24 protein-coding genes are annotated in these 26,857 nt (G+C 71.1%); 7 read left to right on the top strand and 17 right to left on the bottom strand.

Going from position 1 to position 26,857, the window contains the following annotated elements:
- Nucleotides 1–109: 109 nt before the first annotated feature.
- The 4 genes from M1203_RS02080 to M1203_RS02095 all read right to left on the bottom strand — a co-directional run bounded on the left by M1203_RS02080 (nt 110) and on the right by M1203_RS02095 (nt 4,201).
- Nucleotides 110–1,009, bottom strand: coding sequence for an ATP-binding cassette domain-containing protein (locus M1203_RS02080; protein ID WP_249947699.1), 900 nt, complete (start codon nt 1,007–1,009; stop codon nt 110–112).
- A complete protein-coding gene (locus M1203_RS02085) occupies nt 1,006–2,073 on the bottom strand; it encodes an ABC transporter permease (protein WP_249947700.1) in 1,068 nt (355 codons plus the stop codon). The genes M1203_RS02080 and M1203_RS02085 overlap by 4 nt, the downstream gene beginning before the upstream one ends.
- Nucleotides 2,070–3,086 carry a sugar ABC transporter substrate-binding protein gene (locus M1203_RS02090; protein ID WP_249947701.1) on the bottom strand — a complete coding sequence of 339 codons (1,017 nt, stop codon included), beginning with the start codon at nt 3,084–3,086 and terminating at the stop codon, nt 2,070–2,072. The genes M1203_RS02085 and M1203_RS02090 overlap by 4 nt, the downstream gene beginning before the upstream one ends.
- A 311-nt stretch (nt 3,087–3,397) precedes the next feature.
- The gene (locus M1203_RS02095) at nt 3,398–4,201 is read right to left on the bottom strand and encodes a GntR family transcriptional regulator (RefSeq protein ID WP_249947702.1); all 804 of its coding nucleotides are present in this window, start codon (nt 4,199–4,201) and stop codon (nt 3,398–3,400) included.
- Between the two features lie 101 nt (nt 4,202–4,302).
- Here M1203_RS02095 and M1203_RS02100 point away from each other — a divergent pair, with 101 nt between their 5' ends.
- Nucleotides 4,303–5,313 (top strand): Gfo/Idh/MocA family oxidoreductase, encoded by a 1,011-nt coding sequence (locus M1203_RS02100; protein ID WP_249947703.1) that lies wholly within the window; start codon nt 4,303–4,305, stop codon nt 5,311–5,313.
- Nucleotides 5,314–5,331: 18 nt separating this feature from the next.
- On the opposite strand, the gene M1203_RS02105 is transcribed toward M1203_RS02100, so the two are convergent.
- The 5 genes from M1203_RS02105 to allB form a co-directional block, all read right to left on the bottom strand.
- Nucleotides 5,332–6,525: a cytochrome P450 gene (locus M1203_RS02105; RefSeq protein ID WP_249947704.1), complete on the bottom strand. Its 1,194-nt coding sequence runs from the start codon at nt 6,523–6,525 to the stop codon at nt 5,332–5,334.
- Nucleotides 6,526–6,529: 4 nt separating this feature from the next.
- On the bottom strand, nt 6,530–7,219 hold the full coding sequence (locus M1203_RS02110) for a response regulator transcription factor (protein WP_249947705.1): 690 nt from the start codon (nt 7,217–7,219) through the stop codon (nt 6,530–6,532).
- Entirely contained in the window at nt 7,216–8,439 is a 1,224-nt protein-coding gene (locus M1203_RS02115) for a sensor histidine kinase (RefSeq protein ID WP_249947706.1), read from the bottom strand. The genes M1203_RS02110 and M1203_RS02115 overlap by 4 nt, the downstream gene beginning before the upstream one ends.
- A gap of 577 nt (nt 8,440–9,016) precedes the next feature.
- Nucleotides 9,017–10,111 carry an allantoicase gene (gene alc / locus M1203_RS02120; protein WP_374401508.1) on the bottom strand — a complete coding sequence of 365 codons (1,095 nt, stop codon included), beginning with the start codon at nt 10,109–10,111 and terminating at the stop codon, nt 9,017–9,019.
- Between the two features lie 2 nt (nt 10,112–10,113).
- A complete protein-coding gene (gene allB / locus M1203_RS02125) occupies nt 10,114–11,448 on the bottom strand; it encodes an allantoinase AllB (RefSeq protein WP_249947707.1) in 1,335 nt (444 codons plus the stop codon).
- A gap of 269 nt (nt 11,449–11,717) precedes the next feature.
- Here allB and M1203_RS02130 point away from each other — a divergent pair, with 269 nt between their 5' ends.
- On the top strand, nt 11,718–12,530 hold the full coding sequence (locus M1203_RS02130; RefSeq protein ID WP_249947708.1) for an IclR family transcriptional regulator: 813 nt from the start codon (nt 11,718–11,720) through the stop codon (nt 12,528–12,530).
- An 18-nt stretch (nt 12,531–12,548) separates the two neighbouring features.
- Here the strand turns inward: M1203_RS02130 and M1203_RS02135 are convergent, their stop codons facing one another.
- Entirely contained in the window at nt 12,549–12,866 is a 318-nt protein-coding gene (locus M1203_RS02135) for a DUF5955 family protein (protein ID WP_249947709.1), read from the bottom strand.
- Between the two features lie 188 nt (nt 12,867–13,054).
- Here M1203_RS02135 and M1203_RS02140 point away from each other — a divergent pair, with 188 nt between their 5' ends.
- Entirely contained in the window at nt 13,055–13,669 is a 615-nt protein-coding gene (locus M1203_RS02140) for an NTP transferase domain-containing protein (RefSeq protein ID WP_249947710.1), read from the top strand.
- A gap of 212 nt (nt 13,670–13,881) precedes the next feature.
- On the top strand, nt 13,882–15,513 hold the full coding sequence (aceB, locus tag M1203_RS02145) for a malate synthase A (protein ID WP_249947711.1): 1,632 nt from the start codon (nt 13,882–13,884) through the stop codon (nt 15,511–15,513).
- A gap of 87 nt (nt 15,514–15,600) precedes the next feature.
- On the opposite strand, the gene M1203_RS02150 is transcribed toward aceB, so the two are convergent.
- The 6 genes from M1203_RS02150 to M1203_RS02175 form a co-directional block, all read right to left on the bottom strand.
- Complete coding sequence (locus M1203_RS02150; RefSeq protein WP_249947712.1) at nt 15,601–16,437, bottom strand: ABC transporter ATP-binding protein; 837 nt, start codon at nt 16,435–16,437, stop codon at nt 15,601–15,603.
- Complete coding sequence (locus tag M1203_RS02155) at nt 16,434–17,264, bottom strand: ABC transporter ATP-binding protein (RefSeq protein ID WP_249947713.1); 831 nt, start codon at nt 17,262–17,264, stop codon at nt 16,434–16,436. The genes M1203_RS02150 and M1203_RS02155 overlap by 4 nt, the downstream gene beginning before the upstream one ends.
- Complete coding sequence (locus M1203_RS02160; protein ID WP_249947714.1) at nt 17,261–18,175, bottom strand: ABC transporter permease; 915 nt, start codon at nt 18,173–18,175, stop codon at nt 17,261–17,263. The genes M1203_RS02155 and M1203_RS02160 overlap by 4 nt, the downstream gene beginning before the upstream one ends.
- Nucleotides 18,172–19,137: an ABC transporter permease gene (locus M1203_RS02165; protein WP_249947715.1), complete on the bottom strand. Its 966-nt coding sequence runs from the start codon at nt 19,135–19,137 to the stop codon at nt 18,172–18,174. Before M1203_RS02165 ends, M1203_RS02160 begins: the two co-directional genes overlap by 4 nt.
- A gap of 91 nt (nt 19,138–19,228) precedes the next feature.
- The gene (locus tag M1203_RS02170; protein WP_249947716.1) at nt 19,229–20,746 is read right to left on the bottom strand and encodes an ABC transporter substrate-binding protein; all 1,518 of its coding nucleotides are present in this window, start codon (nt 20,744–20,746) and stop codon (nt 19,229–19,231) included.
- A 77-nt stretch (nt 20,747–20,823) separates the two neighbouring features.
- Complete coding sequence (locus M1203_RS02175) at nt 20,824–21,573, bottom strand: DUF1684 domain-containing protein (RefSeq protein ID WP_249947717.1); 750 nt, start codon at nt 21,571–21,573, stop codon at nt 20,824–20,826.
- Between the two features lie 236 nt (nt 21,574–21,809).
- Here M1203_RS02175 and M1203_RS02180 point away from each other — a divergent pair, with 236 nt between their 5' ends.
- Nucleotides 21,810–22,430: a TIGR03086 family metal-binding protein gene (locus M1203_RS02180; protein WP_249947718.1), complete on the top strand. Its 621-nt coding sequence runs from the start codon at nt 21,810–21,812 to the stop codon at nt 22,428–22,430.
- Between the two features lie 68 nt (nt 22,431–22,498).
- Here M1203_RS02180 and M1203_RS02185 read toward each other — a convergent pair whose 3' ends face one another.
- Nucleotides 22,499–24,664, bottom strand: coding sequence for a HEAT repeat domain-containing protein (locus M1203_RS02185; protein ID WP_249947719.1), 2,166 nt, complete (start codon nt 24,662–24,664; stop codon nt 22,499–22,501).
- 66 nt (nt 24,665–24,730) lie between these two features.
- Between M1203_RS02185 and M1203_RS02190 the strand changes: the two genes are divergently transcribed.
- Together M1203_RS02190 and gap are read left to right on the top strand one after the other, a co-directional pair.
- On the top strand, nt 24,731–25,687 hold the full coding sequence (locus M1203_RS02190) for a GlxA family transcriptional regulator (RefSeq protein ID WP_249947720.1): 957 nt from the start codon (nt 24,731–24,733) through the stop codon (nt 25,685–25,687).
- 125 nt (nt 25,688–25,812) lie between these two features.
- Nucleotides 25,813–26,811 carry a type I glyceraldehyde-3-phosphate dehydrogenase gene (gap, locus tag M1203_RS02195; RefSeq protein WP_249947721.1) on the top strand — a complete coding sequence of 333 codons (999 nt, stop codon included), beginning with the start codon at nt 25,813–25,815 and terminating at the stop codon, nt 26,809–26,811.
- The last annotated feature ends 46 nt before the right edge of the window (nt 26,812–26,857 follow it).

Below are 26,857 nucleotides of genomic sequence, written 5' to 3' on the forward strand. Positions count from 1 at the left end.
ACGGGCGGCGGCGGCGGACGGTGTCCGCCGTGCCAGATTCTGCCATCCGTGGCGGGCTGGTCGGCTGTGCGGCCCGGCGGGGACCGGGCGCTGACGGTCGCGCCCGGGGTCAGTCCTCGCTCTCCGGGCCGTCACCGGGGCGTGCGCCGGGGTGGCCGCCGATACGGGTGGGCGCGGGGGCGCGCTCCAGTTCATGACTCAGCTCCTCCAGCTCGGAACCGCCCGCCATCTGCCGCGTCAGCTCATCGAGAGTGATCGAGTCCTTGGTGTGGCTGCCCGCCATCACGCCCCGCTTGAGCAGGACGAAGCGGTCACCGACCAGATACGCGTGGTGCGGGTTGTGGGTGATGAGCACCACTCCGAGTCCCGCGTCACGTGCGGCGGCCACGTACTTGAGCACCACCCCGGACTGCTTCACCCCGAGCGCCGCGGTCGGCTCGTCCAGAACGAGGACCTTCGCGCCGAAGTGGACGGCTCGGGCGATGGCCACGCACTGGCGCTCACCGCCGGACAGCGTGCCGATCGGCTGGTCGACATCGCGCAGATCGATGCCCATCCGCAGCAGCTCGGCGCGGGTGGTCTCGCGCATCAGGGCGACATCGAGCCGTTTGAACGGGCCGCGGCCCGTGGTGGGCTCGGAGCCGAGGAAGAAGTTCCGCCAGACGGGCATCAGCGGTACGACGGCGAGGTCCTGGTAGACGGTGGCGATCCCGCGGTCCAGGGCCTCGCGGGGGGAGGCGAGGGTGGTCTTCTCGCCCTCGATCAGGAAGTCGCCCGCGTCATGCCGGTGCAGCCCGGCGATGATCTTGATGAGGGTGGACTTGCCCGCGCCGTTGTCGCCCAGCACACAGCTGATGCCGCCCGCGTGGACCTCCAGCGAGACGCCTTCCAGGGCACGGATATTGCCGTAGTACTTGCTGACGTTGTCGAGTTCGACCAGCGCGCCGCTCGTGGTGCCCGCCGCGGCGCGGTCCGCGGTTGTCCCGTCCGCCGTTGTCCCGTCCGTCATCGTGTCGCCTCCGCACGCTTGCGCACCCACGCGTTGAGCAGGGTGGCCAGAAGGAGCATCGCTCCGAGGAAGAACTTGAACCAGTCCGGGTTCCACTCCGCGTAGACGATGCCCTTGCTGGTCATGCCGAAGATGAACGCGCCGACCGCCGAGCCGATCGCGGAGCCGTAGCCGCCGGTGATCAGACAGCCGCCGATGACGGCCGCGATGATGTAGATCAGCTCGTTGCCGACGCCCTCGCCGGACTGGACGACATCGAACGAGAACAGCAGATGCTGGCCCGCGATCCAGGCGCAGAAGGCCACACCCATGTACAGCGCGATCTTCGTCCTGAGGACCGGGACACCGACCGCGCGGGCGGCGTCGGCGTTGCCGCCCACCGCGAAGATCCAGTTGCCGAAGCGGGTACGCAGCAGGATCCAGGTGGCGAGCGCGACCAGACCGGCCCACCACAGGATGGTGACCTTCAGCTCGACACCGCCGAGGGTGAGCTGGGAGGCGAAGAGCTTCCTGGCGGAGGGGAAGCCCTCCATGTCGCCGATGCTCTTGGTCGAGACCGTGCCGCTGATCAGCTTCGTCAGCCCGAGATTGAGGCCGGTGAGCATCAGGAAAGTGCCCAGCGTGATGATGAAGCTCGGCAGCTTCGTACGGGTCAGCATGACGCCGTTGAAGACCCCGAAGGCCAGCGTGACCAGCAGCGACACCAGGACGCCGACCCATACGTTCGCGGTCATCTGGAAGCTGAACATCGACGAGACCAGCGCGGAGCTGGTCACCATCACCCCGGCGGAGAGGTCGAACTCACCGCCGATCATCAGCAGCGCCACCGGGACGGCCATGATCCCGATCGTGGAGGCCGCGTACAGGACGGTGCCGAAGCTGGACAGCTGGAGGAACGAGTCCGCCACGAACGAGAAGAAGACGAAGACGGCGAGCGCGCCGACGACCGAGCCCAGCTCGGGCCGGCCGAGCAGCTTGCGCAGCGGGGAGGCGCCCAGCAGCCGCTCGTCGGCGCCCGCGGGCCCGCCGGGGCGGTCGTCGACCGGTGGGGCGGTCGTGGTCATCGGGTGCCCCGCTTCGTGTACGCGGCGAGCGCGCCGGCGTCCTTCTCCGTGACGATCTGCGGGCCGGTGAGGACGGGGCGTCCGCCGCCGAGGACATCGGCGTTGTACCGGTAGAGCCAGAGCAGGTCCACGGCCTCGTACCCCTGGAGGTAGGGCTGCTGGTCGACGGCGAAGCCGAGCGCGCCGGAGGTGAGCGAGGAGGCGACCTTGGCGTTGAGGTCGAAGGTGTCGATCTCGGCCCGGCTGCCCGCGGACTCCTTGGCCTTGACGGCGGTGTCCGCGAAGGGGGCGCCCAGGGTGACGACGGCGTCGATGCTCTTGTCGGTCTGGAGCTTGGCCTCGATGGACGCCTGGACGTCCGGCATGTTCGTACCGTCGACGTAGAGGTTCTGGAGCTGTCCGTCGAAGGTCTTCTTCGCTCCGGCGCAGCGCTGCTCATGGCCGACGTTGCCCTGCTCGTGGATGACGCAGAGGGCCTTCTTCCTGCCGCGCTTGTCCAGCTCGTCGCCGACGGCCTCGCCCGCGATGGTCTCGTCCTGGCCGATATGGCTGAGCGCGCCGAAGGACGCGGACTCCGCCGCGCCGGAGTTGACGGTGATCACCGGTATACCGGCCTTGACCGCCTTCTCCACGACGGCCTTCATGGCGTCGGGCTTGGCGAGCGTGACGATCAGTCCGTCGACCTTCTTGTCGATGTAGGACTGCACGAGCTGGGCCTGCTGCTGGCCCTCGTCGCTGTTGGCGTAGAGGAACTTGATGTTGTCCTTGACGGCCGCCTGCTTGGCGCCGCTCTGCACGATGTCCCAGAAGGTGTCGCCGCTGCCCGAGTGGGTGACCATGGCCACGGTCCACTCGGGGGTGTCCACCGCGGCCCGCCCCTGGGCGGCCGCCTCCTTGGCCCGATCCTCCGCGCGCTTGCCGCCGGTGCTGCTGCATCCCGCGAGAACCGAGGCCGCGAGTACCGCCGCCAGCACGGCGCTCGTCGCGCGTACCCCTGTCCGAACCCTTGCCACGACGCCGCGCCCTTCTTGCCGTACTCCTCGGTGCGGCCGGGGCCCGTTCGGTCCCGGCGCCGCCCAAGTATCGGTCATGCCCGCTCGGCGGCCGGTCAGCGGGTACCGGGGCGGGTGCGCTCCTGGGCGAGCCGGGCCCGGGGCCCGCCCGCCGTTTCCGGTGGTTCGCGTCCTGCGAGGGGTTCGCGCCATGGATCCGCCTTCTGTCCCGGCCGCCCCGTTGCGGCTGGGGGGAGTTCTAGCCGGGCCCCTGGGGAGGCGTCAATACTTTGTCCGTACATTCTTACGAAGCGACGTAAGCGTCGGGTCCGTTACGGACGGACGAGCAGTTGGAACTCGAAGGAGTACCGCGAGGCACGGTAGATGTGCGAGCCGAACTCCACGGCCCGTCCGGTGTCGTCGAACGTGGTCCGCTCCATGGTGAGCAGCGGGGCCCCCGCGGGCTCGCCGAGCCGCTCGGACTCCTCCGCGGTGGCGGCCCGCGCCCCGACCGTCTGCCGGGCGCTGTGCAGGGTGATCCCGGCGGAGCGCATCATCCGGTAGAGCCCGGTCGTCTCCAGACGCGCGGTGTCGCACTCGAACAGCCCGATCGGCAGATGGTTGCGCAGATACGCCATCGGCTCGTCGTGCGCGTACCGCAGCCGTTCCACGAGCCGTACCTCCACGCCCTCGGCCACCCCCAGCGCGGCGGCGACCTCGGCCGTGGCCGGCACGACGGTGTTGCGCAGCACCCGGGTGGCCGGGCGCTGGCCGGCCGCCTCCAGATCGTCGTAGAGGCTGCTCAGCTCCAGCGGGCGCTTGACCTGGCTGTGGACGACCTGGGTGCCCACACCCCGGCGGCGCACCAGCAGCCCCTTGTCGACCAGGGACTGGATGGCCTGCCGGACGGTGGGCCGGGACAGTCCGAGCCGGCCCGCCAGCTCGATCTCATTGCCGAGCAGGCTGCCCGGCGCCAGTCCGCCCCGCTCGATGGCCGCCTCCAGCTGCTGCGCGAGCTGGAAGTAGAGCGGGACCGGGCTGGTGCGGTCGACGCTGAGCTGGAGCGGCGTGGCGTGATCCGCCGCCGGTCCGGGCGTCTCCTGGCCGGGTTGGGCTGATCTCGGCTGCTGGGGCACGGGGTGAGCGTAACCGCACGGCATGTTGACGGGAAGTCGATACGTTCGATTGTCAGGACAAACGCTTGACATGACGAGGGCCCCCCGGCCACCTTGGGGCCATGCGCATCGCACTCATCGGAACCGGCCGTATCGGCACCTTTCACGCGGATGTACTCAGCCGCCATCGCGACGTCGGCTCGCTGGTGGTCGCGGACACCGACTCGGCCCGCGCGGCGCAGGTCGCCGAACGTACGGGAGCGACCGCCGCCCCCTCCGTCGAGGCGGTCTTCTCCTCGGGCGCGGACGCGGTGGTGATCGCCTCGGCCACCTCCTCGCACGCCGATCTGATCAGCCGCGCCGCCCGGGCCGGGCTCCCCGCCTTCTGCGAGAAGCCGATCGCCCTGGACCTGCCGGGGACGCTGGGCGCGCTGCGCGCGGTGGAGTCGGCGGGCACGGTGCTCCAGCTGGGCTTCATGCGCCGCTTCGACGCGGGGTACGGCGCGGCGCGCGAGCTCGTACGGTCGGGCCGGCTCGGCCGGCTGCACACCGTACGGGCGATCACCTCCGACCCGGCGCCGCCGCCCGCCGCGTATCTGCCGCTCTCCGGCGGCCTGTACCGCGACTGTCTGGTGCATGACTTCGACATCCTGCGCTGGGTGACCGGACGCGAGGTGGTGGAGGTGTACGCGACGGGTTCGGACGCGGGTCCCGCCATGTTCCGCGAGGCCGGCGACGTGGACACCGCCGCCGCGGTCCTCACCCTGGACGACGGGACACTCGCGACCGCCACGGCCACCCGCTGCAACGGCGCGGGCTATGACGTACGGATGGAACTGGCGGGCGAACTGGACCAGTTCGCGGTCGGACTGGACGACCGTACGCCGATCACCTCGACCGAGCCGAAGGGCCCGCCGCCCTCCGACAACCCGTGGCCCGGCTTCCTTGAGCGGTTCGCCCCGGCGTACGAGGCCGAGCTGGACGCCTTCGTCCAGGTCGTCTCCGGCGAGCTGGAGAATCCGTGCGACGGCCGGGAGGCGCTGCACGCGCTGCGGATCGCGGAGGCGTGCGAGCGGTCCCGTCGCGAGAGACGCCCGGTCCCGCTGTCGGAGATCCCCGCCCAGGACGACTGAGCGGGGAGCCCACCGTCCCTACCAGCGCACCGGCAGCCTCCGCACGCCGCGGATCAGCAGTCCTGGCATCCAGTCGTACGGGCCCGCGGCCGGGTCGAGCGCCAGGTCCGGGCAGCGCTCCAGCAGCGTACGGATGGCGATCCTGCCCTCCAGCCGGGCGAGCGGCGCGCCCATGCAGAAGTGGATGCCATGGCCGAAGGCGAGATGGCTCTGGCCGCGGCCGGGAGTGGTGGAGCGACGGATGTCGAAGGTGTCCGGATCGGGGAAGCGGACCGGGTCGCGGTCCACGGAGGCCAGGGAGACCAGAACCGTCTCACGCGCCGGGATCACCGTGTCGCCATAGGTGACCGGCTCGGCGGTGAACCGTACGGTGCTGGTCTCCACCGGCCCCTCGAACCGCAACGTCTCCTCGATCGCCCCGTCGAGCAGGCCGAAATCGGCCCGTAGAGCGGCCAGTTGACCGGGGTGGTCGAGCAGCGTGCGCACCGCGTTCGCGATCAGATTGACGGTCGTCTCATGTCCGGCGATCAGCAGGACATAGGCCCAGGCGCGCAGTTCGGCCGCGGACAGCCGGTCGCCGTCCTCCGCACGGGTGCGCAGCAGGGTGGAGAGCAGATCATCGCGGGGCGCGGAGGCGCGCTTGTCCTCGATGAGCGCGTCGAGATACGCGCAGAGCGCGACGGTGTTGTCGCCCGCGGCGGTGGGTGTGGTCGGCGCGACGATCTCGTTCGTCCAGGCCCGGAAGGAGTCACGGTCCGCGTGCGGCACTCCGAGCAGTTCGGAGATGACGGTGATGGGCAGCGGGAAGGCCAAGGCGTCGACCAGATCACCCTGACCCGCCGGGATCATGGCGTCCAGCAGGTCATCGGTGATCTGCTGGACGCGCGGGCGCAGCTTCTCCACCCGGCGCGGGGTGAATTCGGGGGCGACCAGCTTCCGCAGCCTGGTGTGGTCCGGCGGGTCGAGGGTCAGTACGTGCGGGCCCATGACCGCCTCGTCGGTCGACCCGTATCCCATGATGTCGAGCGACTTCGACAGCCGGGGATCGGCGAGGGCGAAGCGGCCCTCCTCGTAACCGACGATCAGCCAGAAGCGGTGGCCGTCCGGCATCCGTATCTCGTGGACGGGGCCGGTCTCGCGCATCTTCTCGTAGTACGGATAGGGATTGACGTTGAAGTCCGGTCCGTAATCTGCCAGTTCGATAGCCGCCATCGCATCAGCGTACGTCGCCGTTCCGGGCGCCCTCCGCCTCCGTGGCCGGATCGGCGTCATGCACCAACAGGGCGATCTGGACACGGTTGTTGAGACCGAGTTTGGCCAGAATGCGGGAGACATGGGCCTTGACGGTGGGGACGCTCATATAGAGCCCGGCGGCGATCTCGGCGTTGGACTGGCCGCGGCCCACGGCGAGCGCGACCTCCCGCTCGCGCTCGGCGAGAGAGCCGAGCCGGTCCGACGCGGTGTCCCTCCGGGTGCCGGTGGTCGCTCCCGCCACATGGGTCATGAGCTGGCGGGTAACGGCCGGTGACAGCACCGGATCCCCGGCCGCCACCCGCCGCACGGCGGCGACGATCTCGGCGGGCGGGGTGTCCTTGAGAACGAACCCGGCCGCTCCCGCGCGCATCGCCCGCAGCACCTGTTCATCCGCGTGGAACGTGGTCAGTATCAGCACCTCCGGGGCGCCCGGGCGGCGGCGCAGCGTCTCCGTGGCGGTCAGACCGTCCACCCCGGGCATCCGGATGTCCATCAGCACCACATCGGGCGCGGTCCGCTCGATCAGCGCCGGGACCTCGGCGCCGTCGGCGGCCTCCCCGACGATCTCGATGTCGTCGGCGCCGCCGAGCATGAAGGTCAGTCCCGTGCGGACAAGGGGGTCGTCGTCGACGATGATCAGCCGGATACTCATGCGGCCCACGGTAGCCAAGCGCGGACGGCGAATCCGCCGTCGCCGGTGGCTCCGTGCTCGAACCGGCCGCCGGCCAGCAGCGCGCGCTCGGTCAGCCCGATCAGCCCCTGGCCGGAACCCGGCACCTTCGGGACCTCACCCCGCGGCGCGTGGTTGCGCACCTCGACGGTGAGCCCGTCCCCCGGTCCCCCGGTCACCTCGACGGTGGCCTCCGTGCCCGGCGCGTGTTTACGGGCGTTGGTCAGGCCCTCCTGGGCGATGCGGTAGGCGGTACGGCCCGTGGCGGCCGGCACCGCCGACGGGTCGTCGACCCGGCTGTCCAGGGTCACCCTCATCCCGGCCTCACGCGACTCGGCGACCAGTGCGTCCAGGGTGGCCAAGGTGGGCTGCGGCCGGTCGCCCTCGTCACCGGGCGCCCGCAGCACCCCGATGATCATGCGCAGATCCTGGAGCGCGTCGTGCGCGCTGTCCCGGATCACCCCGGCGGCCCTGGCCACCTCGGGCGGCGGCGCGTCCGGCCGGTACTCCAGAGCGCCCGCGTGGACGCTGAGCAGCGTCAGCCGGTGCGCGAGCACATCGTGCATCTCCCGCGCGATGGCCTCCCGGGCGAGCCGCTGCGCCTGCTCCGCCCGCAGCTCGGCCTCGGCCTCCGCCCGCGTCGCCCGCTCGCGCAACGCGACGACCAGCTGGCGCCTGGCCCGTACGAGCATGCCCCAGCCGGTGACCATCAGAATCAGCACGACGGTCGCGACCATCCCGGTCGTCAGGGACGTACTCGGATCGGGCCGGATCCACGCCTGTAGGCACCCGGCCACCAGAGACAGCCCGCCGACGGCCGCGACGATCCGGAACGGCCGGTGCACGGCCACGCAGAAGAGCGCCACGACTGTGGCCCCGCCGGTGACCGGCGCCACCGTGCTCACCACGCCGAGCACGAGCGCGAGCGCCACGGGCCAGCGGCGCCGCGCCCACAGCGCGCAGCAGGCCAGCACGCCCACGACCATGTCGACGAAGACGATGTTGTCGGAGTTGCCGGCCTTCTCACTGGCCTCCACGGCAATCAGCCCGATGCCGGCGGCGACGAGAAACATCAGGGTGTCGATGATCCAGTCGCGCACGGTCCGCCGCGGCCGGGCCCTGCCGCGGTCGCCGGGCAGCTCGGGGCCTCGTGGGTCGATCATCTCCGAGGGGAGCAGCCAGGGATAGTCCGTGCGTGTCATATCGACAAAGTTACGCAGCGGATCCCGGTGCGGGGTCCGTCGGCGGCCTGGAAGCTACCAAAGTCACGAGGCAGTGAACGTTCGTCTGGGTGCGGTGCGTTTTGGCTGGGGCCGGTTTTCGTGTGCGGGTTGTTGCCGGGGTGCGCTCCGGGGTCGCATCCGGGACTGCATGATTTACGGCGCGCAGCTGCCCAGACGATGGTTCGGGCGTTCGCGCGCCACAAATCACGCTCTACGTCCCGGACACGACCCCTGCGCGCCCCCCTTCACCACCCGTCACCGACGAGGCGTCCGTGCGCGAGGGTGGGCGGGGGAGGCGGCGGCACCCTCCCGCACCAGCCCACCCACCCCGGCCGGGCGGAGCTTGGTGGCGACCACCGGGGGGGAGGGGGTCGGGGTCGTAGGAGGTGCGTGTCCGGACACTAAAGCGTGATTTGTGGCGCGCGGACGCCCGAACCATCGTCTGGGCAGGATCGCGCCGTAAATCATGCCGTCCGGACATGTACCTCCGGAGGCCCCGGCCCCCGGCAGACGAACACGCAACCGCAACCACAGCGCACCGCACCCCGCCCCGTACCTACCGCTCCCCCAACCGACCCGCTCCCCCCTCCGTCAACCCCCCGAACACCCGCAACCGCGAAATCCCCCCGTCCGGAAAAATGTCCAGCCGCACATCCGTCGCCACCACCGCCGCCTCCAGCACGAACCGGTGGTTCGTATCCGGCTGCAGCCTCGTCCGCGGCAGGATCACCGTCCACGCCCCCGTCGCCCCGTCCCGTACCGACAGCGTCGCCCACCCCGCCGCGTTCCCCTTCAGATACGCCGTGTCGATCTCGACCGCGCGGATCTCCGCCTGCTCCACCAGGCGGTAGCGGATCCAGTCGTTCCCCTTGTCCCGGCGGCGCCGGGTCTCCCAGCCGTCGTCCATCTTGTGGGAGCGGCCCGGCCGGATGGTGTTCGTGGCGGGCGAGTAGAAGCGGTCGGAGGCGTCCTCCACCCGGCCGCCGTTCTCCAGCGCGACGAGGTCGAACGTACCGAGGGCACCGAGCCACACCGGGTCGGGCGCGACCTCGCCGTGGACGCGGAGACGGGCGATCCCGCCGTCGGGATGCTGGTTCAGCCGCAGATGGGTGAAGCGCTGTTCCACGTCGACCGCGAAGCCGTTCGCGGCGTGGCCGCCGATGGCCGTACGGGGCACCAGGACCGTCCACTTCACGCCGTCGCCGAGCAGTTCCTCCGGTGACGGGGCGCCCGGCAGCGAGGTGGCCTCCACCGAGACCGCACGGGGGTAGTTGCCCCGGAAGTGGGCGGTGTCGACGACGATCCCCCGGATCACCCCTGGCGCGCCGAGCCTGATCAGTGCCCAGTCGTGGTCCTCGTCGGCGGGGTGCGGACGGTCGGCGTCGGTGCCGCGGCGGCGGCGGGTTTCCCAGCCGTCCATGATCTTGCCCTTGTGCCCGAACCGCTCCGGGTCGAACTCCGCCGCTCCGGGCTTCAGCAGGTTCTCGCGGTCGGCGAAGAACTCGTCGTTGGCGGCGATGACCCCGGCCCCGAGCCGGCGGTCGGCGAGATCGGCGAGGCGGGCGAAGGGGAAGTCGGTGGTGCGGTAGTCGGCGTACGGGTCGCCGCCGGCGTACGGGCGGGCGTCACCGGTGAACAGGGCTTCGGGCACGGTCAGTTGTTCCTTTCGAGCAGTCGGCCGATGGGTTCCGTGAACGCGCCGTCATAGATCCGGGTGCCGCGCAGCCAGGTCGACGCGACCACGCCGTGGAGCGTCCTGCCCGCGTACGCCGTCACCTGGTTGCGGTGGTGGAGGCGGGCCGGGTCGACGGTGAAGGTCGCCTCGGGCGCGAGGACCGTGAAGTCGGCGTCGCGTCCCGATTCGATGGCGCCCTTGCGGGTCAGTCCGGCGAGCGCGGCGGGGGCCGTGGACATCCAGCGGGCGACGTCCTCCAGCGGCAGGCCGCGTCGGCGGGCCTCGGTCCAGATCGCGGGCAGGCCCAGTTGGAGCGAGGAGATACCGCCCCAGGCGGTCGCGAAATCGGGGGTCTTGAGATCGGTGGTGCAGGGCGAGTGGTCGGAGACGACGCAGTCGATGGTGCCGTCGGTGAGGGCCCCCCAGAGCGCGTCCTGGTTCGCGGCCTCGCGGATCGGCGGGCAGCACTTGAACTCCGTTGCCCCGTCGGGGACTTCCTCGGCGGTGAGGGTCAGGAAGTGCGGACACGACTCGACGGTGATCCGTACGCCGTCCCGCTTGGCCTCGGCGATCAGCGGCAGGGCCTCGGCCGACGACAGATGCAGTACGTGGACCCGGGCGTCGAACCGCCGGGCCTGGGTGATCAGGCTCGTGATCGCCGTGTTCTCGGCGGCGCGCGGCCGGGACGCCAGGAAGTCGGCGTAGGCGGGGCCGCTTCGGCGGGGCGCGGCCGCCAGTTCACGGGGGTCCTCGGCGTGCACGATCAGCAGCCCGCCGAAGCCGGTGATCTCGGCGAGCGAGCGGCTGAGTTGTTCCTGGTCGAGCTCGGGGAACTCATCGACTCCGGAGGGCGACAGGAAACTCTTGAAACCGAAGACCCCGGCGTCGTGCAGTGGGCGCAGGTCCTTGACGTTGTCCGGGACGGCGCCGCCCCAGAAGCCGACGTCGACATGGGCCTTCGGCCGGGCCACCGCGCGCTTGGTGCGCAGATGGGCGGCCGTGGTGGTGGGCGGCAGGGAGTTCAGCGGCATGTCGAGGAGCGTGGTGATCCCGCCGGCCGCCGCCGCGCGGGTGGCGGTCCAGAAGCCTTCCCACGCGGTGCGCCCCGGGTCGTTCACATGGACGTGGGTGTCGACGAGGCCGGGGAGCACGGCGTCGTCCCCGGCATCCTCCAGCCGGGCGCCGGGCGGCACCTCCGCGTCGTACGGCAGGACGGCCGCGATCCGTCCGTCGGCGACGGCGACCGAGGCCGCCCGCGCCCCCTCGGGGGTGATGACGCGCGTCGAGCGCAGTACCAGGCTCACATCGGACACCGGTGCCCCTCACTGAGCGAAATTCAACGAACTGTTGAAGGAGTCTTCACTCCGGACCCTGGCGAGTCAAGACCGGACCGCGCTTGATTGTTTCCACAGAGTGAAACCTTGATTTCGCCAGATAGAATGGATCCCTCGGGCACCCTTGACCGCGGACACCGGACAGAAACGTCCTGACCGGCAGATACGCTCCACGATTGATCAGGTACCCGGTCGCACGGCCCGGTAGGCTGCTTGCCTGCCCCGCCCGCCCCGAAAGGACCGTTGACGTGCCGTCGTCCAGCGCCAGCACCACCGACGCCACCAAATCCGCCTCCGCCAGCGGCGGCGTCCAGTCCCTTGAGCGCGCCTTCGACCTGCTCGAACGAATGGCGGACGCGGGCGGCGAGGTCGGGCTCAGCGAGCTCTCGGCGAGCAGCGGGCTGCCGCTGCCGACCATCCACCGGCTGATGCGCACGCTGGTGGCCTGCGGCTATGTGCGCCAGCAGGCCAATCGGCGGTACGCGCTCGGCCCCCGGCTGATCCGGCTCGGCGAGTCGGCGTCACGGCTGCTCGGCACCTGGGCGCGGCCCTATCTGGCCAGGCTGGTCGAGGAGACCGGCGAGACGGCGAACATGGCGCTGCTCGACGGCGACGAGATCGTGTATGTCGCGCAGGTCCCCTCGAAGCACTCGATGCGGATGTTCACCGAGGTCGGCCGGCGGGTGCTGCCGCACTCCACGGGCGTGGGCAAGGCGCTGCTCGCGCACACCTCGGCGGAGGAGGTCCGCGCACTGCTGTCCCGTACGGGGATGCCGGCCGCCACCGAGAAGACGATCACGACACCCGACGGATTCCTGGACGCTCTGGAGCTGGTGCGCCGAGTGGGGTACGCGGTGGACGACAACGAACAGGAGATCGGCGTCCGCTGTCTGGCGGTTCCGGTCCCCAACTCCCCCACGGCCGCGGCCATCTCCATCTCGGGTCCGGCGGGCCGGGTGACGGAGGAGGCCACACAGCGGATCGTCCCGGTACTCCAGGAGGTCGCGCGCGATCTCTCCGAGGCGCTGGCGAACACGGCAGGGGCCCAGCCGCACGCCTGAGCCTCCGGACGGGGCCGGTCAGGGGCGGCGGGGCGCGTCCCCGAAGAGGTCGACGGCGGCCCGTACCCCCATCAGCGCCTGCCCCAGCGCGCTGACCGAACCGATCGAGCCCACGATCAGCAGCAGCGAACGGCGCATACGGGACGCCTCGGGGGCACCGCTCGCCACCATCTCGGCGAGGGCGGCCAACTCGTCCTCCGCGATGGCGCGGTCCCTGAACTCGGCCTGATAACCGGCCAGTTCACGTCTGAGTCGGGACACCGCGGCACGCAGCTCCGCGATTCTCGGGTCCTCGCCCTTCTCTGCCACCGGCGTCTGCCCCACGCTCCGCAACAAAGCTGTCCCCCTTGCCCCTCGCCCGCGCACACCGCTGCGCCGGGCACGTTCCTGTACCGGTATACGCCAAAAGGCCGACTCCTCGGACGGTGGTCAAGCGCCAAGGTTCGCGGGCAAGTTAACGCCATTACGCGTGGTACGCGCCACTCCACGGACCGAAGTGGGACGGAATGAGGTACGCAGTACCCATGCCAGGCACACAGAACGACACGAACCCGCCCGTGATCGCCGGACTGCTGCTCGCCGCGGGTGGCGGGCGCAGGCTCGGGGGGCGGCCCAAGGCGTTGCTGACGCATCGGGGTCGGCCACTGGTCGAGCACGGCGCGCGGGCGCTGCGCGAAGGGGGCTGCGGACCGGTGCGCGTGGTGCTGGGGGCGGCGGCCCAGGAGGTACGGAGCCGGGCCGCGCTGCCGGGCAGCGCACTTGTCGACAATCCCCGGTGGGCCGAGGGCATGGGGTCCTCGCTGCGCGCGGGGCTCGCCTCGCTGGCGGACACGGACGCGGCGGCGGTGGTCGTCCTGCTGGTGGACCAGCCGGGGATCGGCGCGGCGGCGGTGGCCCGGGTGGTGGGCGCGTACCGCACGCCGGATTCGCTCGTGGCGGCCTCGTACGACGGGACGCGCGGCCATCCCGTGCTGTTCGGCGCCCGCCGATGGGCGGAGATCGCGGCGGACGCGGAGGGCGATCGCGGGGCGCGCGCGTATCTGCGGGCGCATGAGAGCGAGATCGTGCGGGTGGAGTGCGGGGATGTCGCGCGGGCGTACGACATCGACACGGAGGAAGATCTGTCGCACCTTGAGTGAGGACGGTGGCACTCGGCGCCACGGTCCCTCGACCCGGAGAATCTCGATATCAACAAACCATTGAACTTCCACCATAAGGAAACTATTATCCACAGGTCAGAAGCGCCCGACCCCCCGAACGGCGCCCGCGACCGTACCCCCTGCCATGGCACTCCGTGCCGTCCCGGGCCGGCCGGCGGTCCCGGGCACCGCCCGTGAAGGAGTGACAGCTCATGTCCGCACCAGCGCCCTCCCCGCTGGCCGTCGTCGACGCCGAACCGCTGCCCCGCCAGGACGAAGTGCTCACCGACGCGGCCCTCACCTTCGTGGCGGAGCTGCACCGGCGTTTCACCCCGCGCCGTGACGAGCTCCTCGCCCGCCGCGCCGAGCGCCGGGCCGAGATCGCCCGTACCTCCAGCCTGGACTTCCTGCCGGAGACCGCGGCGATCCGTGAGGACGACAGCTGGCGGGTCGCGCCGTCGCCGGCCGCGCTGGACGACCGCCGAGTGGAGATCACCGGTCCGACCGACCGGAAGATGACCATCAACGCGCTCAACTCCGGTGCCCGGATCTGGCTCGCCGACTTCGAGGACGCCTCCGCCCCCACCTGGGAGAATGTGATTCTCGGTCAGCTCAATCTGAGCGACGCCTACCAGCGCCGTATCGACTTCACCGACCCGCGCTCCGGCAAGTCGTACGCCCTCAAGGACGCCGGTGAACTCGCGACCGTGGTGATGCGCCCGCGCGGCTGGCATCTGGCGGAGCGTCATCTCCAGTGGAACGGCGAGCAGGTGCCCGGCGCGCTCGTCGACTTCGGGCTGTACTTCTTCCACAACGCCCAACGCCTGATCGAGCTGGGCAAGGGCCCCTACTTCTACCTCCCGAAGACGGAATCGCATCTGGAGGCCCGTCTCTGGAACGATGTCTTCGTCTTCGCGCAGGACTATCTGGGCATCGAGCAGGGGACCGTCCGCGCGACGGTGCTGATCGAGACGATCACCGCCGCGTACGAGATGGAGGAGATCCTCTACGAGCTGCGCGACCATGCCTCCGGGCTGAACGCGGGCCGCTGGGACTATCTCTTCTCCATCGTCAAGAACTTCCGTGACGGCGGCGCCAAGTTCGTCCTGCCGGACCGCAACGCGGTCACGATGACGGCGCCGTTCATGCGCGCGTACACCGAACTGCTCGTCCGCACCTGCCACAAGCGCGGCGCCCACGCGATCGGCGGCATGGCCGCCTTCATCCCGTCCCGGCACGACGCCGAGGTCAACAAGGTCGCCTTCGAGAAGGTCAAGGCCGACAAGGACCGCGAGGCGCACGACGGCTTCGACGGCTCCTGGGTCGCCCACCCCGATCTGGTCCCGATCGCGATGGCCTCCTTCGACGCGGTCCTCGGCGACCGCCCGAACCAGAAGGACCGGCTGCGCGAGGACGTCTCCGTCGCCGCGGGCGATCTGATCGCCATCGACTCGCTCGACGCGCGGCCCACGTACGAGGGCCTGCGCAACGCCGTCCAGGTCGGCATCCGCTATATCGAGGCGTGGCTGCGCGGGATGGGCGCCGTCGCGATCTTCCATCTGATGGAGGACGCCGCGACCGCGGAGATCTCGCGTTCACAGATCTGGCAGTGGATCAACGCGGGTGTCGAGTTCGACCACGACGGCCGCACCGTACGCGCCACCCCGGAGCTGGCCCGGGGCCTCGCCGCCGACGAACTCGCCGCGATCCGCGCCGAGATCGGCGAGGAGGCCTTCACCGCCGGCCGCTGGCAGCAGGCCCATGATCTGCTGCTGACGGTCGCGCTGGACGACGACTACGCGGACTTCCTCACGCTCCCGGCGTACGAGCAGCTGCGCGGCTGACGCCTCCCCGGGCAGGAACGGCCCCCGGTGCCCCGCACGGCGCCGGGGGCTTCCGCGTGCCCGGCGACCCCGGTCCCGGTCGCGGTCTCAAAGGGTCCTGGCCGGCGGAAGCCTCGGTACGCTCGCGATCAGGCGGCGCGAGTAGGGGTGCGAGGGCGAGCCCAGAACCGCCGCGGTGTCGCCCTGCTCCACGACCCGCCCGTGCTCCAGCACCGCCGTCCGCTCGCACAGCGCCGCCACCACCGACAGGTCGTGCGAGACCATCGCGATGGTCAGCCCCCGCGTCTCCTTCAACTCGATGAGCAGATCGACGATCCTGACCCGGGTGGTGACATCGAGCGCGCTGACCGGTTCGTCGGCGAGCAGCACCCGGGGCTCGCACACCGTGGCCCTGGCGATGGCGATGCGCTGGCGCTGGCCGCCGGAGAACTCGTGCGGGTAACGGCGGGCGGCGTCGGCGGGAAGGCCGACCGCCTCCAGCGCGGCGGCCACCCGGGGGTCCTCCTCCCCACGGGCCACCGGCCGGCTCAGACCGAGCGAGCGCAGCGGCTCCGCGACGATGGCGCCGACCCGCTGCCGGGGGTCGAGCGAGGAGTACGGGTCCTGGAACACGCTCTGCACGCCCCGGCGGAAGCGGCGCATCTGTTCGCGGTCGCGGAGCCTGAGTTCGTCCCCGTCGAACAGGATCCGCCCGCCGGTGGGGCGGGTGAGTCCGAGCAGCAGCCGCAGCACCGTGGTCTTGCCCGCGCCGGACTCGCCGACCAGTCCGAGGCTGCGGCCGGCGGTGATGTCGAGGGAGACACCGTGCAGTACGGGAGGGGCGCCCCGGTAGGCGAACCCCGCGTCCCGCGCGGCCAGGATCGAGGGGCCCGCGGCCCGGTGGTCCGGGGTGGGTGCCGGGGTGGCCGGGATCGGGGTGGTCATCGGACGATCCGTTCCAGAGCGCTTTCGAGATGCCTGGCGCTGTCCACCAGGTCTCGGGTGTACGGGTGCCGGGGGCGCCGCACGATGTCGTCCACAGTGCCGGACTCGACGGCCGATCCGTCCTTGAGCACCAGGACATGATCGGTCACGGACGAGACCACCGCCAGGTCATGACTGACGAACAGCAGCGCCATGTCCCGCTCGGCGACCAGCCCGTCCAGCAGCGCGAGCACATCGGACTGGACCGTGACATCGAGGGCGGTGGTGGGCTCGTCCGCGATCAGCAGGGCCGGTTCACAGGCCAGCGCCATGGCGAGCGCGACCCGCTGACGCTGTCCGCCGGAGATCTCGTGCGGATAGGCGCGGGTGATCCGCTCGGGGTCGGGGAGCCGTACCCGATCGAGGGCTTCCGCCACCGCCCGGCGCAGCGCCGGTCCGCGCAGCCCGCGCCACCGGCGCAGCGGTTCGGCGATCTGGCGGCCGATCCGCATCAGCGGGTCGAGCGCGGTGAGGGGTTCCTGGAAGACGACGGTGGCGGCCCGGCCGCGCAGAGCGGTCAGCCGCCGCTCGCTCGCGCCGACGACTTCGGTGCCCGGTGCGTCCGGGGCCGTCCTCAGCACGATGCTGCCCGAGGCGTTCATACCGGGTGGCAGCAGGCCGAGCACGGCGAGCGCGGTGAGTGACTTGCCGGAGCCGGACTCGCCGACCAGCCCGAGCCGGGAGCCCGCGTCGATCGAGAAGGTCAGATCGGAGACCAGGGTCCGGCCCTGGTCGGTGCGGATCGTCAGTCCGTTGACGTCGAGCACCCGCGGATCGCGCGCGTTCATCGGGTCCTCCGCCGGGTGGGGTCGAGGGTGTCGCGCAGTCCGTCGGCGATCAGATTGACGCCCACGACCAGCATGACCAGCAGTACTCCGGGGGCGATGACCCCGGTGGGGGCGGTGAACACGGTCGCCTGCGCCTCCTGGAGCATGCGCCCCCAGGACGCGTTCGGCGGCGGGGCACCGAGACCGAGGAACGACAGGCTCGCCTCGGCCATGACGGCGAGGCCGAACTGCTGGGCGAGGTTCACCACCAGGGTGGGCCAGATATTGGGCAGCACATGGCCGGTGATCACGCGGGGCCAGGAGGTGCCCGAGGTGCGCGCCGCCGTGATGTAGTCCTGCGCCAGCACCCGTTTGACCAGGATCCGGGTCAGCCGGGCCACCACGGCCGTCATCGCGAGCCCGATGGCGAGGATCGCGGAGCTGAGCGAGGCGGAGCGGGCCGCCACCATCAGCATCGCCAGCAGCAGGGTGGGGAAGGCGATCAGCACATCGAGCAGGGTGGAAAGGGTGTCGTCGAGCCATCGGGTGGCGAAGCCCGCGGCGAGACCGAAGCACACACCGAGCACCGCCCCGATCGCGATCGCGCCGAGGCCTGCCTCCAGTGCGATACGCGCGCCCGCCATGAGCTGGGTCAGCAGATCGCGGCCGAGCTTGTCGGTGCCGAGCAGATGCGGCAGTCCGGGCGGTGTGAGCCGGCCGCCCGTGGTGTCCTCGGGGGCGTACGGCACCCAGAACAGCGAGACCAGCGCGGTGACGACGATCAGCCCGAGCAGGACGCAGCCGCTCACCAGGGCCGGGGAGCGACGGGGTCGGGTGACCGGGGGCGCCGTCGCGCTCTCGACGGCGGGGGTGGCCGCCGGGGCGGGGTCCGCCGCTCCCGGGCCGGGGTTCAGGTCGGTCCGCTCGCTCATCGTGTGCCTCCCGACAGCCGACCGCGCAGCCGGGGATCGATCAGCCGCTGCGCGAGGTCGCTGAGGAATCCGATGACGAGCACCGCGAAGGTGCTCACGAAGAGGACTCCCTGGACCGTGGGGTAGTCGTGCTGGGCGACGGCCTGGGCGAGCAGGCTGCCGAGGCCGGGCAGCGCGAACACCGTCTCGACCACCACCGCGCCCAGCAGGGTGGTGGCGAGTTCGATCCCGAGGACGGAGACGACCGGGACGGCGCCGTTACGCATGCCGTGCCGCCACATCGCCCGGTGGAACGACGAGCCCAGGGCCCTCGCGGTACGGAGATAGTCGCTGCCGAGGACATCCAGCGCGGCCGACCGTACGTACCGGATGAGGGAGGCGGACATCACCAGCGCGACGGTGATCACCGGCAGGGCCAGCGAGGTCAGCGCCTCCCCCGGCCGCGCCCAGCCGTCCTGTGGAAACCCTCCGGCGGGCAGCACTCCGAGGCGCAGCGCGAAGACGGTGATGAGGATCATCCCGATCCAGAAGACCGGTACGGCGATCCCCAGTTGGGAGACTCCGCTGATCAGCGTCCCGTACCAGGTGGCCGACCGGTGCGCCGCGAGGAAGCCGACGGGGACGGCGATCACCACGGCCAGCAGGAAGGAGAGCAGCGTCAGCGGGACGGTGACATCGAGCCGGGAGGTGATCTCCGGGCCGACCGGGAGAGTGCTGACGAACGAGTTCCCCAGATCGAAGGTGGCCAGTTGACGGAGCCACTGAACGAATTGTTCCGGTACGGGACGGTCCGAGCCGATCTCGTGGCGGGCGGCGGCGATCTGCTCCGGGCTCGCGCCGACCGAGAGCAGGGAGTTCGCGGGGTCGCCCGGGAGCAGCCGCAGCAGCAGGAAGAGCACCACGCTGGCCAGGAACAGTGAGCCGGCCAGGAAGACCAGCCGTCGCAGCAGGTAGGAGATCATCAGGCAGGGGGACCGATCGACGGAAGCGGGAATTCCGCCGTGCGGGTCCGGGGAGGGTGTGGCGACCGGGCCCGCACGGCGGGGTGAGACGTCAGCTCTTCTTGATGCCGTAGGCGTGGAACTGCGAGTTGAGGCCGTTGAGCGGGTAGCCCGACAGCTTGGTGTTGGCCACCACGATCTGCGGGTAGAGGTAGAGCCAGTCGCTCGCCGCGTCCTCGGCGATCTGCCGGTTGACCTGCTTCAGCAGGGCGGTCTGCCGGTCGGTGGTGTCCGACTGCTCGGCCTGCTTCACCCACTCGGTGACCTGCTTGTTGTCATAGCCCCAGTAGAAGTCGGGGTCGCCGTACCAGACGATGTCGCGGTCGTTGACATGCTCCTGGAGCGTCGCGCTGAAGTCGTGGTTCTTGTAGACCTTGGTGTACCACTCGTCCGGCGTGATGACATTGATGTCGACCTTGATACCGACCTTGGCCAGCTCCGACTTGATGAAGGTGGCGGCCGTCGGGTGCGGGTCGTAGTTGGGGGTGTCGAGCGTGAAGCTGAAGCCCTTGGGGTAGCCGGCCTCGGCGAGCTGCTTCTTGGCGAGCGTCACGTCGTACGGGTTGACCTTCGTGAGGTCCTCGTACCAGGGGTCGGTGGGCGGGACCATCGAGCCGATCAGTGTGCCGTGGTCGCCCCAGACCGACTGGAGCAGCTTCTTGTTGTCGATCGCGGAGCTGACGGCCTTGCGCACCTTGACGTTGTCGAACGGCTTGACGCGGTCGTTGAAGGCCAGCAGCAGCTTGGTGGTCGAGTTGCCGTCGTTGACCTTGTAGTTCGGGTTGTTCTTGAACTGGTCGAGGGCGTCCGGGCTCTGCTCGCTGGTCACCACGTCCACGGCGTTGGTGAGCAGCGCGTTGTTGAGGGCGGTCGCGTCCTTGTAGTAGTGGAAGACGACCTTCGCGTTGGTCGCCGCCGTACCCCAGTACCCCGGGAAGCGCGCCAGGCTGAGTGCGGAGCCCCGGGTCCACTTGTCCAGGGTGTAGGGGCCGGTGCCGTCCTCCGAGGTCTTGAGGTCCTTGGCCGCGGAGTTGACCACCCACACATAGCTGAGGTTGTAGACGAACGAGATCGACTTGGACGACAGGGTCACCTCGACGGTGGCCGGGTCCGGGGTCGCGATCGACTTGACCATGTCGAAGCTGCTCTTGCGCGCCGACTGGGAGTTCTCGGCCCGGACCTTCTCGATGCTGTGCTTCACATCGGCGGAGGTGAGCGCCTTGCCCGAGTGGAACTTCACGCCGTCGCGCAGGGTGAAGGTGTAGGTGAGGCCGTCCGGGCTGACGGTGTAGTCCTTGGCGAGCTGCTTCTCGACCTTGCCGCTGTCGGTGAGCTTGAACAGCCCCTCGTAGACATTGCCGTTGAGCGCCTCGGTCACGCCCTGGCCGCCGCCTCCGGTGTTGTCCAGATTCTGCGGTTCGTAGAGCGAGCCGATCCCGATGGTCGCGTTCTTGTCGTATGAGCCGGCGGGCGATTTGCTGTTCGTGCCGGTCCCGGAGCCGCAGGCGGTGAGGGCGAGGGACAGGGTGACCACCAGGGTGCCGCCGAGCAGCGGTACGGACTTTCTCATCACTTCTACTCCTGATCGACTGCCGGACGGGGCCGCTGGGTGGGGCGGTGGGTGCCGGCTGTGTGCCTTGGGTGTGCTCAGTTGACCGTGTAGCCGTCGCGGAAGACCGGAAGCTTCTCGCCCGCCTCGACGGGCAGGTGCAGCCGGTTCTGCCGCGGCGGCAGTGGACAGTTGTACTGAGCGGAGAATCCGCACGGCGGCACGAACGCGCGGTTGAAGTCCAGGACGACCGTTTCGCCGTCGGCCTCGCGCGGGACGAACAGGAAGCGGCCGGCGCCGTAGGTGTCGCCGCCGTTCGTCGGGTCACCGAAGACCAGGAGGAGTGTCCCGTCGTCGTCGAAGGCCGACAGTGTGTAGTCCACGCCGTCCAGTGTGACGTGGATATCGCCGGGGACAACCAGTTCGCGGCTGCCTCCGCTGTCGCGAATGTGCTCGAACGGCACCCGGCGGTCGGTGGATACCGGGGTGAAGGTGGCCTCGACCACCCAGTCCGGATGGAACGAATATGAGGCGATATGCGAGAAATGCCGGATGGCCGGAGCGTCCGCGTCCCAGAAGCGCAGCGCCTCTTCCGGCTCGCCGGTATGAAGGTTGGCGCGTCGCACGGTGGTGAGGGTCACACCGTCCGGGACCGCGATCCTGGCCTGCTCCTCGGCGGCGTCCACGCCGGGCTCCAGCCATCGGGTCTCCACCAGCGCCAAGTTGCCCACGGGGCCGGTCACGGCGGCCCGGCGCGCGGCGTGCCAGGTCTCCAGCGCCGCCCGCGCCTCCTCGGCCCGCTGTACGGCGGCCTCGGTCGGCTCGGAAGTACGGGTATGCACGGACATGCGGGGCTCGCTCCGGTCTGAGGGAATGGTTCGATCCCGCGCGGCGTCGCAGTGGGGTCTGGAACGACTGGATCGTACATACGTAGGGTTATTTTCAGCCACGATTGACCATCCTTCGAGACAGGTTGTCTCTCGCCCGGGACAACACGGTGTAACCGCGGGCCCGGTTGATGTGTTCCGGAGCGATGAGTTTCGGTGGCGGGGCCGGTCTTCCCGATATGGACACAGATACCGAGATGAAACCCTTCGACCTGGGCCCCGCGTGCGACGAGATGGCACGGTTGCTCGACGGCATCAAGGATGATCAGCTCGCCGGCCCGACGCCCTGTCCCGACTACGCGGTACGGGACGTGCTGGCGCATCTCGTCGGGCTGACGGTGGCGTTCCGCGACGCCGCGGCGAAGAAATCCGGGCCTACGACCGACACACCGCCGGACGCCGGCCTTCCCGTACTGCCCGACGACTGGCGTGAGGTGCTGCCCCGGCAGTTGGACGAACTGGCCGAGTCCTGGCGTTCGCCCGCCGCCTGGGAGGGCGGCACCCGGGTCGGTGGTGTCGATCTGCCGGGCGCGGTGGCCGGGCTGGTCGCCCTCAATGAAGTACAGATCCACGGCTGGGACCTGGCGCGGAGCACGGGGCTGCCGTACGCCCCCGCCGAGGCGTCGCTCCGGGCGTCGCTCGCGGTGCTGGCACCGCCCCAGGCGGCCGGGTCGGGCGACTCGGGAGGTGCCGACGACCCGGGCCCGGCCGCGGACAGCGTGTTCGGGCCGCCGGTCGGGGTCCCCGAGGACGCCCCGCTGCTGGACCGGGTGATCGGCCTGAGCGGTCGCCGCCCCGACTGGCGGCCCGGGGAGTAGGCCAGGGTCCGGGCCGGCCGCCCGAGGGTCCGGGGGGCTCTGCGGTCGGCCGGCCCACCCTCATCCGGTCAGGCGGTGGGCGCCCGCAGCAGTGCGCGGGCCCTCTCCTGGAAGCGCGCGTCCGAGGAGACGACATCGGAGGCCAGGCCCGTGCTCCATACACGGTGGTCCCGTTCCGCCAGCCTGGTCAGCCGGTGGAGTTCGGACTCCGTCAGAGACTCGGGGCCGAGCGCCGCGAGCGCTTCGAGTGCACCCATCGGGTCCGCGTTGCGTTCCGCGCAGCGCAGGAGCGTGGCCGCGAGACGCGCGCGGTGCCGCGTGGCCGTTCCGGTGGCGAGCAGGGCCAGCGCCATCGACGGGGCCCGTTCGGGGTGGGCCAGTCCCCGTTCCAGGGCCGGACGGAGCGTCGCGGCGGCCGGTCCGAGCCGGGCGGCGGCGCGGGCGGCGTTGACGGCTGTCCAGCGCATCCACTCGCTGTCCGACGCCTCCAGCACGGCGGCGATCACCGGCAGCGCCTCCCCCGGATCACCGGTCAGCCGCCACAGGGCGAGGGCGATGTCCACGTCCGCGTCCAGCCGTGGGGCCGTCACCCGATCGTCGTCCGTAGCGAGCGCCGCCCGCAGACGCGGCACCAGCACGGCGGCGTCCTCGCCGAGATCGGCCGTGGCGCGGGCGGCCTGTCGTACGCGGTGGAGGTCGGCCGCCGCGAGCTCCGCGGCGAGGACGGTCAGCAGGGGTTCGAGGTCGCCGGTGAGGGAGTGGAGCGCACGCGCGGCGGCGAACCGGCCTGGCTCGGGCCCCGCGACGGCGGCCTCCGCCAGCGGCACGACGGCCCTTCCCGGATCGACAGCCGCCAGCGCGGCGGGCACGAACGCGGGGAACTGGCCGAGCAGCGCGGCCAGTTCGGAGAAGGCGGGCGCGGCTCGCTCGCCCCAGGAGGCGAGCAGCCGGATGAGCCGGTTCGGCTCGTTCCCGTCGAGCCCCGGCACGGTCAGTCTGACTCTGGCGGCGTCCAGCAGCTCCGGGTGGTACGGAAACGGACCGTCGTGGCCTTCGCGGGGGAAGCCGCAGGCGGCGCCGAGGGCCGCCGGGCGCTCGGCCAGATCACGCGCGAGCAGCGGGGCCGCCCGCTCGGGGTCCACGACCGCCAGGACTTTGAGCGCGCGGTCCGCGACATCGCCGCCCCGGTCCGCGCTGTCCCCGCCCCGGTCCGCGACATCCCCGCCCCCGGAGGCGAGCGCCGTCAGCGCGGGCGCCGCGGCGAGCGCGTACGGTCCGAGCTTGTCCAGGGCGCTGAGCGCCGGACGCGCCGACGCCGGGTCGTCCAACAGCGCGATCAGCGGGTTCGCGAGCCGGGCGGGCGCGCTCCGCGAGAACACACACGCCTGCTCCGTCGCCCACAGGGCCTCCGCGCGCACCTCGTCGTCCGGGACGCGCAGCGCGAAATCGAGCAGCGCGAACGCCGCCTCGCGATCGGCGGGGGTATCGCGGTCCAGCAGGGCCTCGACGATGTGGTGCAGCGGTTCCGTCCGCTCCGCATCGAAGCGGCCGGCGACCAGTTGGTCGGCAGGCAGCAGGGACAGCACGGCCTGTTGGTGTGTCCCGGTCCAGGGCAGCCCCAGGTCCAGGGTGCCGAGGACCGCGGCGATCCGAAGCTCCCCGGGCTCCCCCGCCGCCAATGCCCCCGTGACCATGCCCACCGCCGCGCCCGCGGGGTCGAGCAGGACCGCCCCTGCCAGCAGCTCGGCCCGTACGAGCGGCTCCTCCTCCCGCTCCCAGCGCCGCAGCAGCACCGGAAGAACGGGCTCCACGGCCCCCGTACGCGCCGCCGCCCAGACGGCCGCCTGCCGCACCGCCCCGTCCTCGGCGTCGACCAGCGGCAGCATCAGGGGCAGTTGGCCGATCACGGCGGCCTGGCACTCGCCGGGCGGCGTGCCGTCGTACACGGCCTCGCTCTCGGCTATCCCTCCGAGAAGGACGAGCAGCTCGTCGGTGCGCACCCCGGCGGCGGCCAGCCCGGCGAGATACGGCACGGCCCGCGCGGACGCCTCGTACACCGACCCCTGGTGGAGGATGCAGCCGTACAGCTCGCCCAACGCCTCCTCGGCCGCCTCCTCGTCCGCACCCGCCAGCGCCCGCAACGTCTCGGGCACGTCGTCGGCGCTGCCGTAGGCGTGCTCAAGCTCCGCCCACGGCTGGGCGTCGAGGTCGGCGAATACCTGTACGAGATCCATGGCCGGAATGCTGCCACGGGGGTCTGACAACGGTGCCCGACGTCCTGCCCCACGTAACCTCCTCCTGTGCCAGCCTCCCGCCTGTATCGCGTCGCCGTCCTTGTCCTTGAGGGTGCGAAGCCGCTCGATGTCGGCATTCCCGCGCAGGTTTTCACGACCCGCGCGAGCATGCCGTACGAGGTGCGGGTGTGCGGTGCGACCCCCGGCCTCGTGACCGGCGGCGACGGCCTCGCCTACGACGTCGCCCACGGCCTCGACGCGCTCGCGTGGGCCGACATCGTCTTCGTCCCCGGCTACCGGTTCCCGGACCGCGACGACCCGCCGCGGGCCGTCGTCGACGCGCTGATCGCCGCCCACGACCGGGGCGCGCGGCTCGCCGCCATCTCGACGGGCGCCTTCGCGCTCGCCGCCACTGGGCTGCTCGACGGCAGGCGCGCCACGACGCACTGGCACTACACGCGGGCACTCATGGCCAGACATCCGCTCGTCCGGGTCGACGAGAACGTGCTGTTCGTCGACGAGGGCAGCGTGCTCACCTCGGCCGGCGCCGCCTCCGGCATCGACCTGTGCCTGCACATCCTGCGCGGCGATCTCGGAGTGGCCGCGTCCAACCACGCGGCCCGGCGTCTGGTCGCCGCCCCCTACCGCAGCGGCGGCCAGGCCCAGTACGTGCCGCGCAGCGTCCCCGAGCCGCTCGGCGAGCGGTTCGCCGTCACCCGCGAGTGGGCGCTGCACCGGCTCGGCGAGCACCTCACCCTCGACACACTGGCGCGGCAGGCAGGGGTCTCGCCGCGCACGTTCTCCCGGCGCTTCGTCGAGGAGACCGGCTACACGCCGATGCAGTGGGTGATGCGCGCCCGCATCGACCTGGCCCGCGAACTGCTGGAGCGCTCGGAGCGCGGCGTCGAACAGATCGCCGCCGACGTCGGGCTCGGCACCGGCGCGAATCTGCGCCTGCACTTCCAGCGCATTCTCGGCACCACACCGAGCGAGTACCGGCGCACCTTCACCCGGGGCGAGTGACCCGCCCGGCGCCGCGTGACGGAATCCTGGTGCGTGACGGGATCCTTTCGAACCATGGCGATCCCGCCACTGTCAGCGGCACGGGTCGCGGGCGAGCCTGGTGGCGAAGGGAAGGGACATCACTCATGACTCGCATCGCCATCAACGGATTCGGCCGCATCGGACGCAATGTGCTGCGCGCACTGCTGGAGCGCGACAGCGCCCTGGAGATCGTCGCCGTCAACGATCTGACGGAGCCCGCCGCTCTCGCCCGGCTGCTCGCCTACGACAGCACGGCCGGCCGGCTCGGGCGCCCGGTGACCGTCGACGGGGACACCCTCGTCGTCGACGGCCGTCGGATCACGGTGCTGGCCGAACGCGAACCGGCGCGGCTGCCGTGGGCCGAACTCGGCGTCGACATCGTCCTGGAGGCCACCGGACGCTTCACCTCGGCCGAGGCCGCCCGCGCCCACCTCGACGCGGGCGCGACGAAGGTACTCGTCGGCGCGCCGTCGGACGGCGCCGACGTCACACTCGCGTTCGGGGTCAACACCGACGCCTACGACCCCGCCGCGCACACGATCGTCTCGAACGCCTCCTGCACCACCAACGCGCTCGCGCCGCTGGCCGCGGTCCTCGACGAACTCGCCGGTATCGAGCACGGGTTCATGACGACGGTGCACGCCTACACACAGGAGCAGAACCTCCAGGACGGTCCGCACCGCGACGCCCGTCGCGCCCGGGCGGCCGGCGTCAATATCGTGCCGACCACGACCGGCGCCGCCAAGGCGATCGGTCTGGTGCTGCCGAACCTCAACGGCAAGCTGTCGGGCGACTCGATCCGCGTACCGGTGCCGGTGGGCTCGATCGTCGAACTCAACACGACCGTCTCCCGCGAGGTGACACGCGACGATGTGCTGGCGGCGTACCGCGCCGCGGCGGAGGGGCCGCTCGCCGGCATCCTGGAGTACTCGGACGATCCGCTCGTGTCGTCCGACATCACGGGCAATCCCGCTTCGTCGATCTTCGACTCGGCCCTCACCCGCGTCGACGGCCGCCACGTCAAGGTGGTCGCGTGGTACGACAACGAGTGGGGCTTCTCGAACCGCGTGATCGACACGCTCGAATTCCTCGCCACCCGCTGACCGGACACCGGGGGCGGTCCACGGCGGCGGGTACGGAACCGGGTGC

The organism is Streptomyces sp. 35G-GA-8, from assembly GCF_023534745.1.
Lineage (GTDB): Bacteria > Actinomycetota > Actinomycetes > Streptomycetales > Streptomycetaceae > Streptomyces.

What these genes read in the sequence shown, in the direction of transcription:
- M1203_RS02080 (WP_249947699.1), bottom strand. Translation starts at nt 1,009, where the DNA reads ATGACGGACGGGACAACGGCGGACGGGACAACCGCGGACCGCGCCGCG.
- M1203_RS02085 (WP_249947700.1), bottom strand. Translation starts at nt 2,073, where the DNA reads ATGACCACGACCGCCCCACCGGTCGACGACCGCCCCGGCGGGCCCGCG.
- M1203_RS02100 (WP_249947703.1), top strand. Translation starts at nt 4,303, where the DNA reads ATGCGCATCGCACTCATCGGAACCGGCCGTATCGGCACCTTTCACGCG.
- M1203_RS02105 (WP_249947704.1), bottom strand. Translation starts at nt 6,525, where the DNA reads ATGGCGGCTATCGAACTGGCAGATTACGGACCGGACTTCAACGTCAAT.
- M1203_RS02110 (WP_249947705.1), bottom strand. Translation starts at nt 7,219, where the DNA reads ATGAGTATCCGGCTGATCATCGTCGACGACGACCCCCTTGTCCGCACG.
- M1203_RS02115 (WP_249947706.1), bottom strand. Translation starts at nt 8,439, where the DNA reads ATGACACGCACGGACTATCCCTGGCTGCTCCCCTCGGAGATGATCGAC.
- M1203_RS02140 (WP_249947710.1), top strand. Translation starts at nt 13,055, where the DNA reads ATGCCAGGCACACAGAACGACACGAACCCGCCCGTGATCGCCGGACTG.
- aceB (WP_249947711.1), top strand. Translation starts at nt 13,882, where the DNA reads ATGTCCGCACCAGCGCCCTCCCCGCTGGCCGTCGTCGACGCCGAACCG.
- M1203_RS02150 (WP_249947712.1), bottom strand. Translation starts at nt 16,437, where the DNA reads ATGACCACCCCGATCCCGGCCACCCCGGCACCCACCCCGGACCACCGG.
- M1203_RS02155 (WP_249947713.1), bottom strand. Translation starts at nt 17,264, where the DNA reads ATGAACGCGCGCGATCCGCGGGTGCTCGACGTCAACGGACTGACGATC.
- M1203_RS02160 (WP_249947714.1), bottom strand. Translation starts at nt 18,175, where the DNA reads ATGAGCGAGCGGACCGACCTGAACCCCGGCCCGGGAGCGGCGGACCCC.
- M1203_RS02165 (WP_249947715.1), bottom strand. Translation starts at nt 19,137, where the DNA reads ATGATCTCCTACCTGCTGCGACGGCTGGTCTTCCTGGCCGGCTCACTG.
- M1203_RS02170 (WP_249947716.1), bottom strand. Translation starts at nt 20,746, where the DNA reads ATGAGAAAGTCCGTACCGCTGCTCGGCGGCACCCTGGTGGTCACCCTG.
- M1203_RS02175 (WP_249947717.1), bottom strand. Translation starts at nt 21,573, where the DNA reads ATGTCCGTGCATACCCGTACTTCCGAGCCGACCGAGGCCGCCGTACAG.
- M1203_RS02180 (WP_249947718.1), top strand. Translation starts at nt 21,810, where the DNA reads ATGAAACCCTTCGACCTGGGCCCCGCGTGCGACGAGATGGCACGGTTG.
- M1203_RS02185 (WP_249947719.1), bottom strand. Translation starts at nt 24,664, where the DNA reads ATGGATCTCGTACAGGTATTCGCCGACCTCGACGCCCAGCCGTGGGCG.
- gap (WP_249947721.1), top strand. Translation starts at nt 25,813, where the DNA reads ATGACTCGCATCGCCATCAACGGATTCGGCCGCATCGGACGCAATGTG.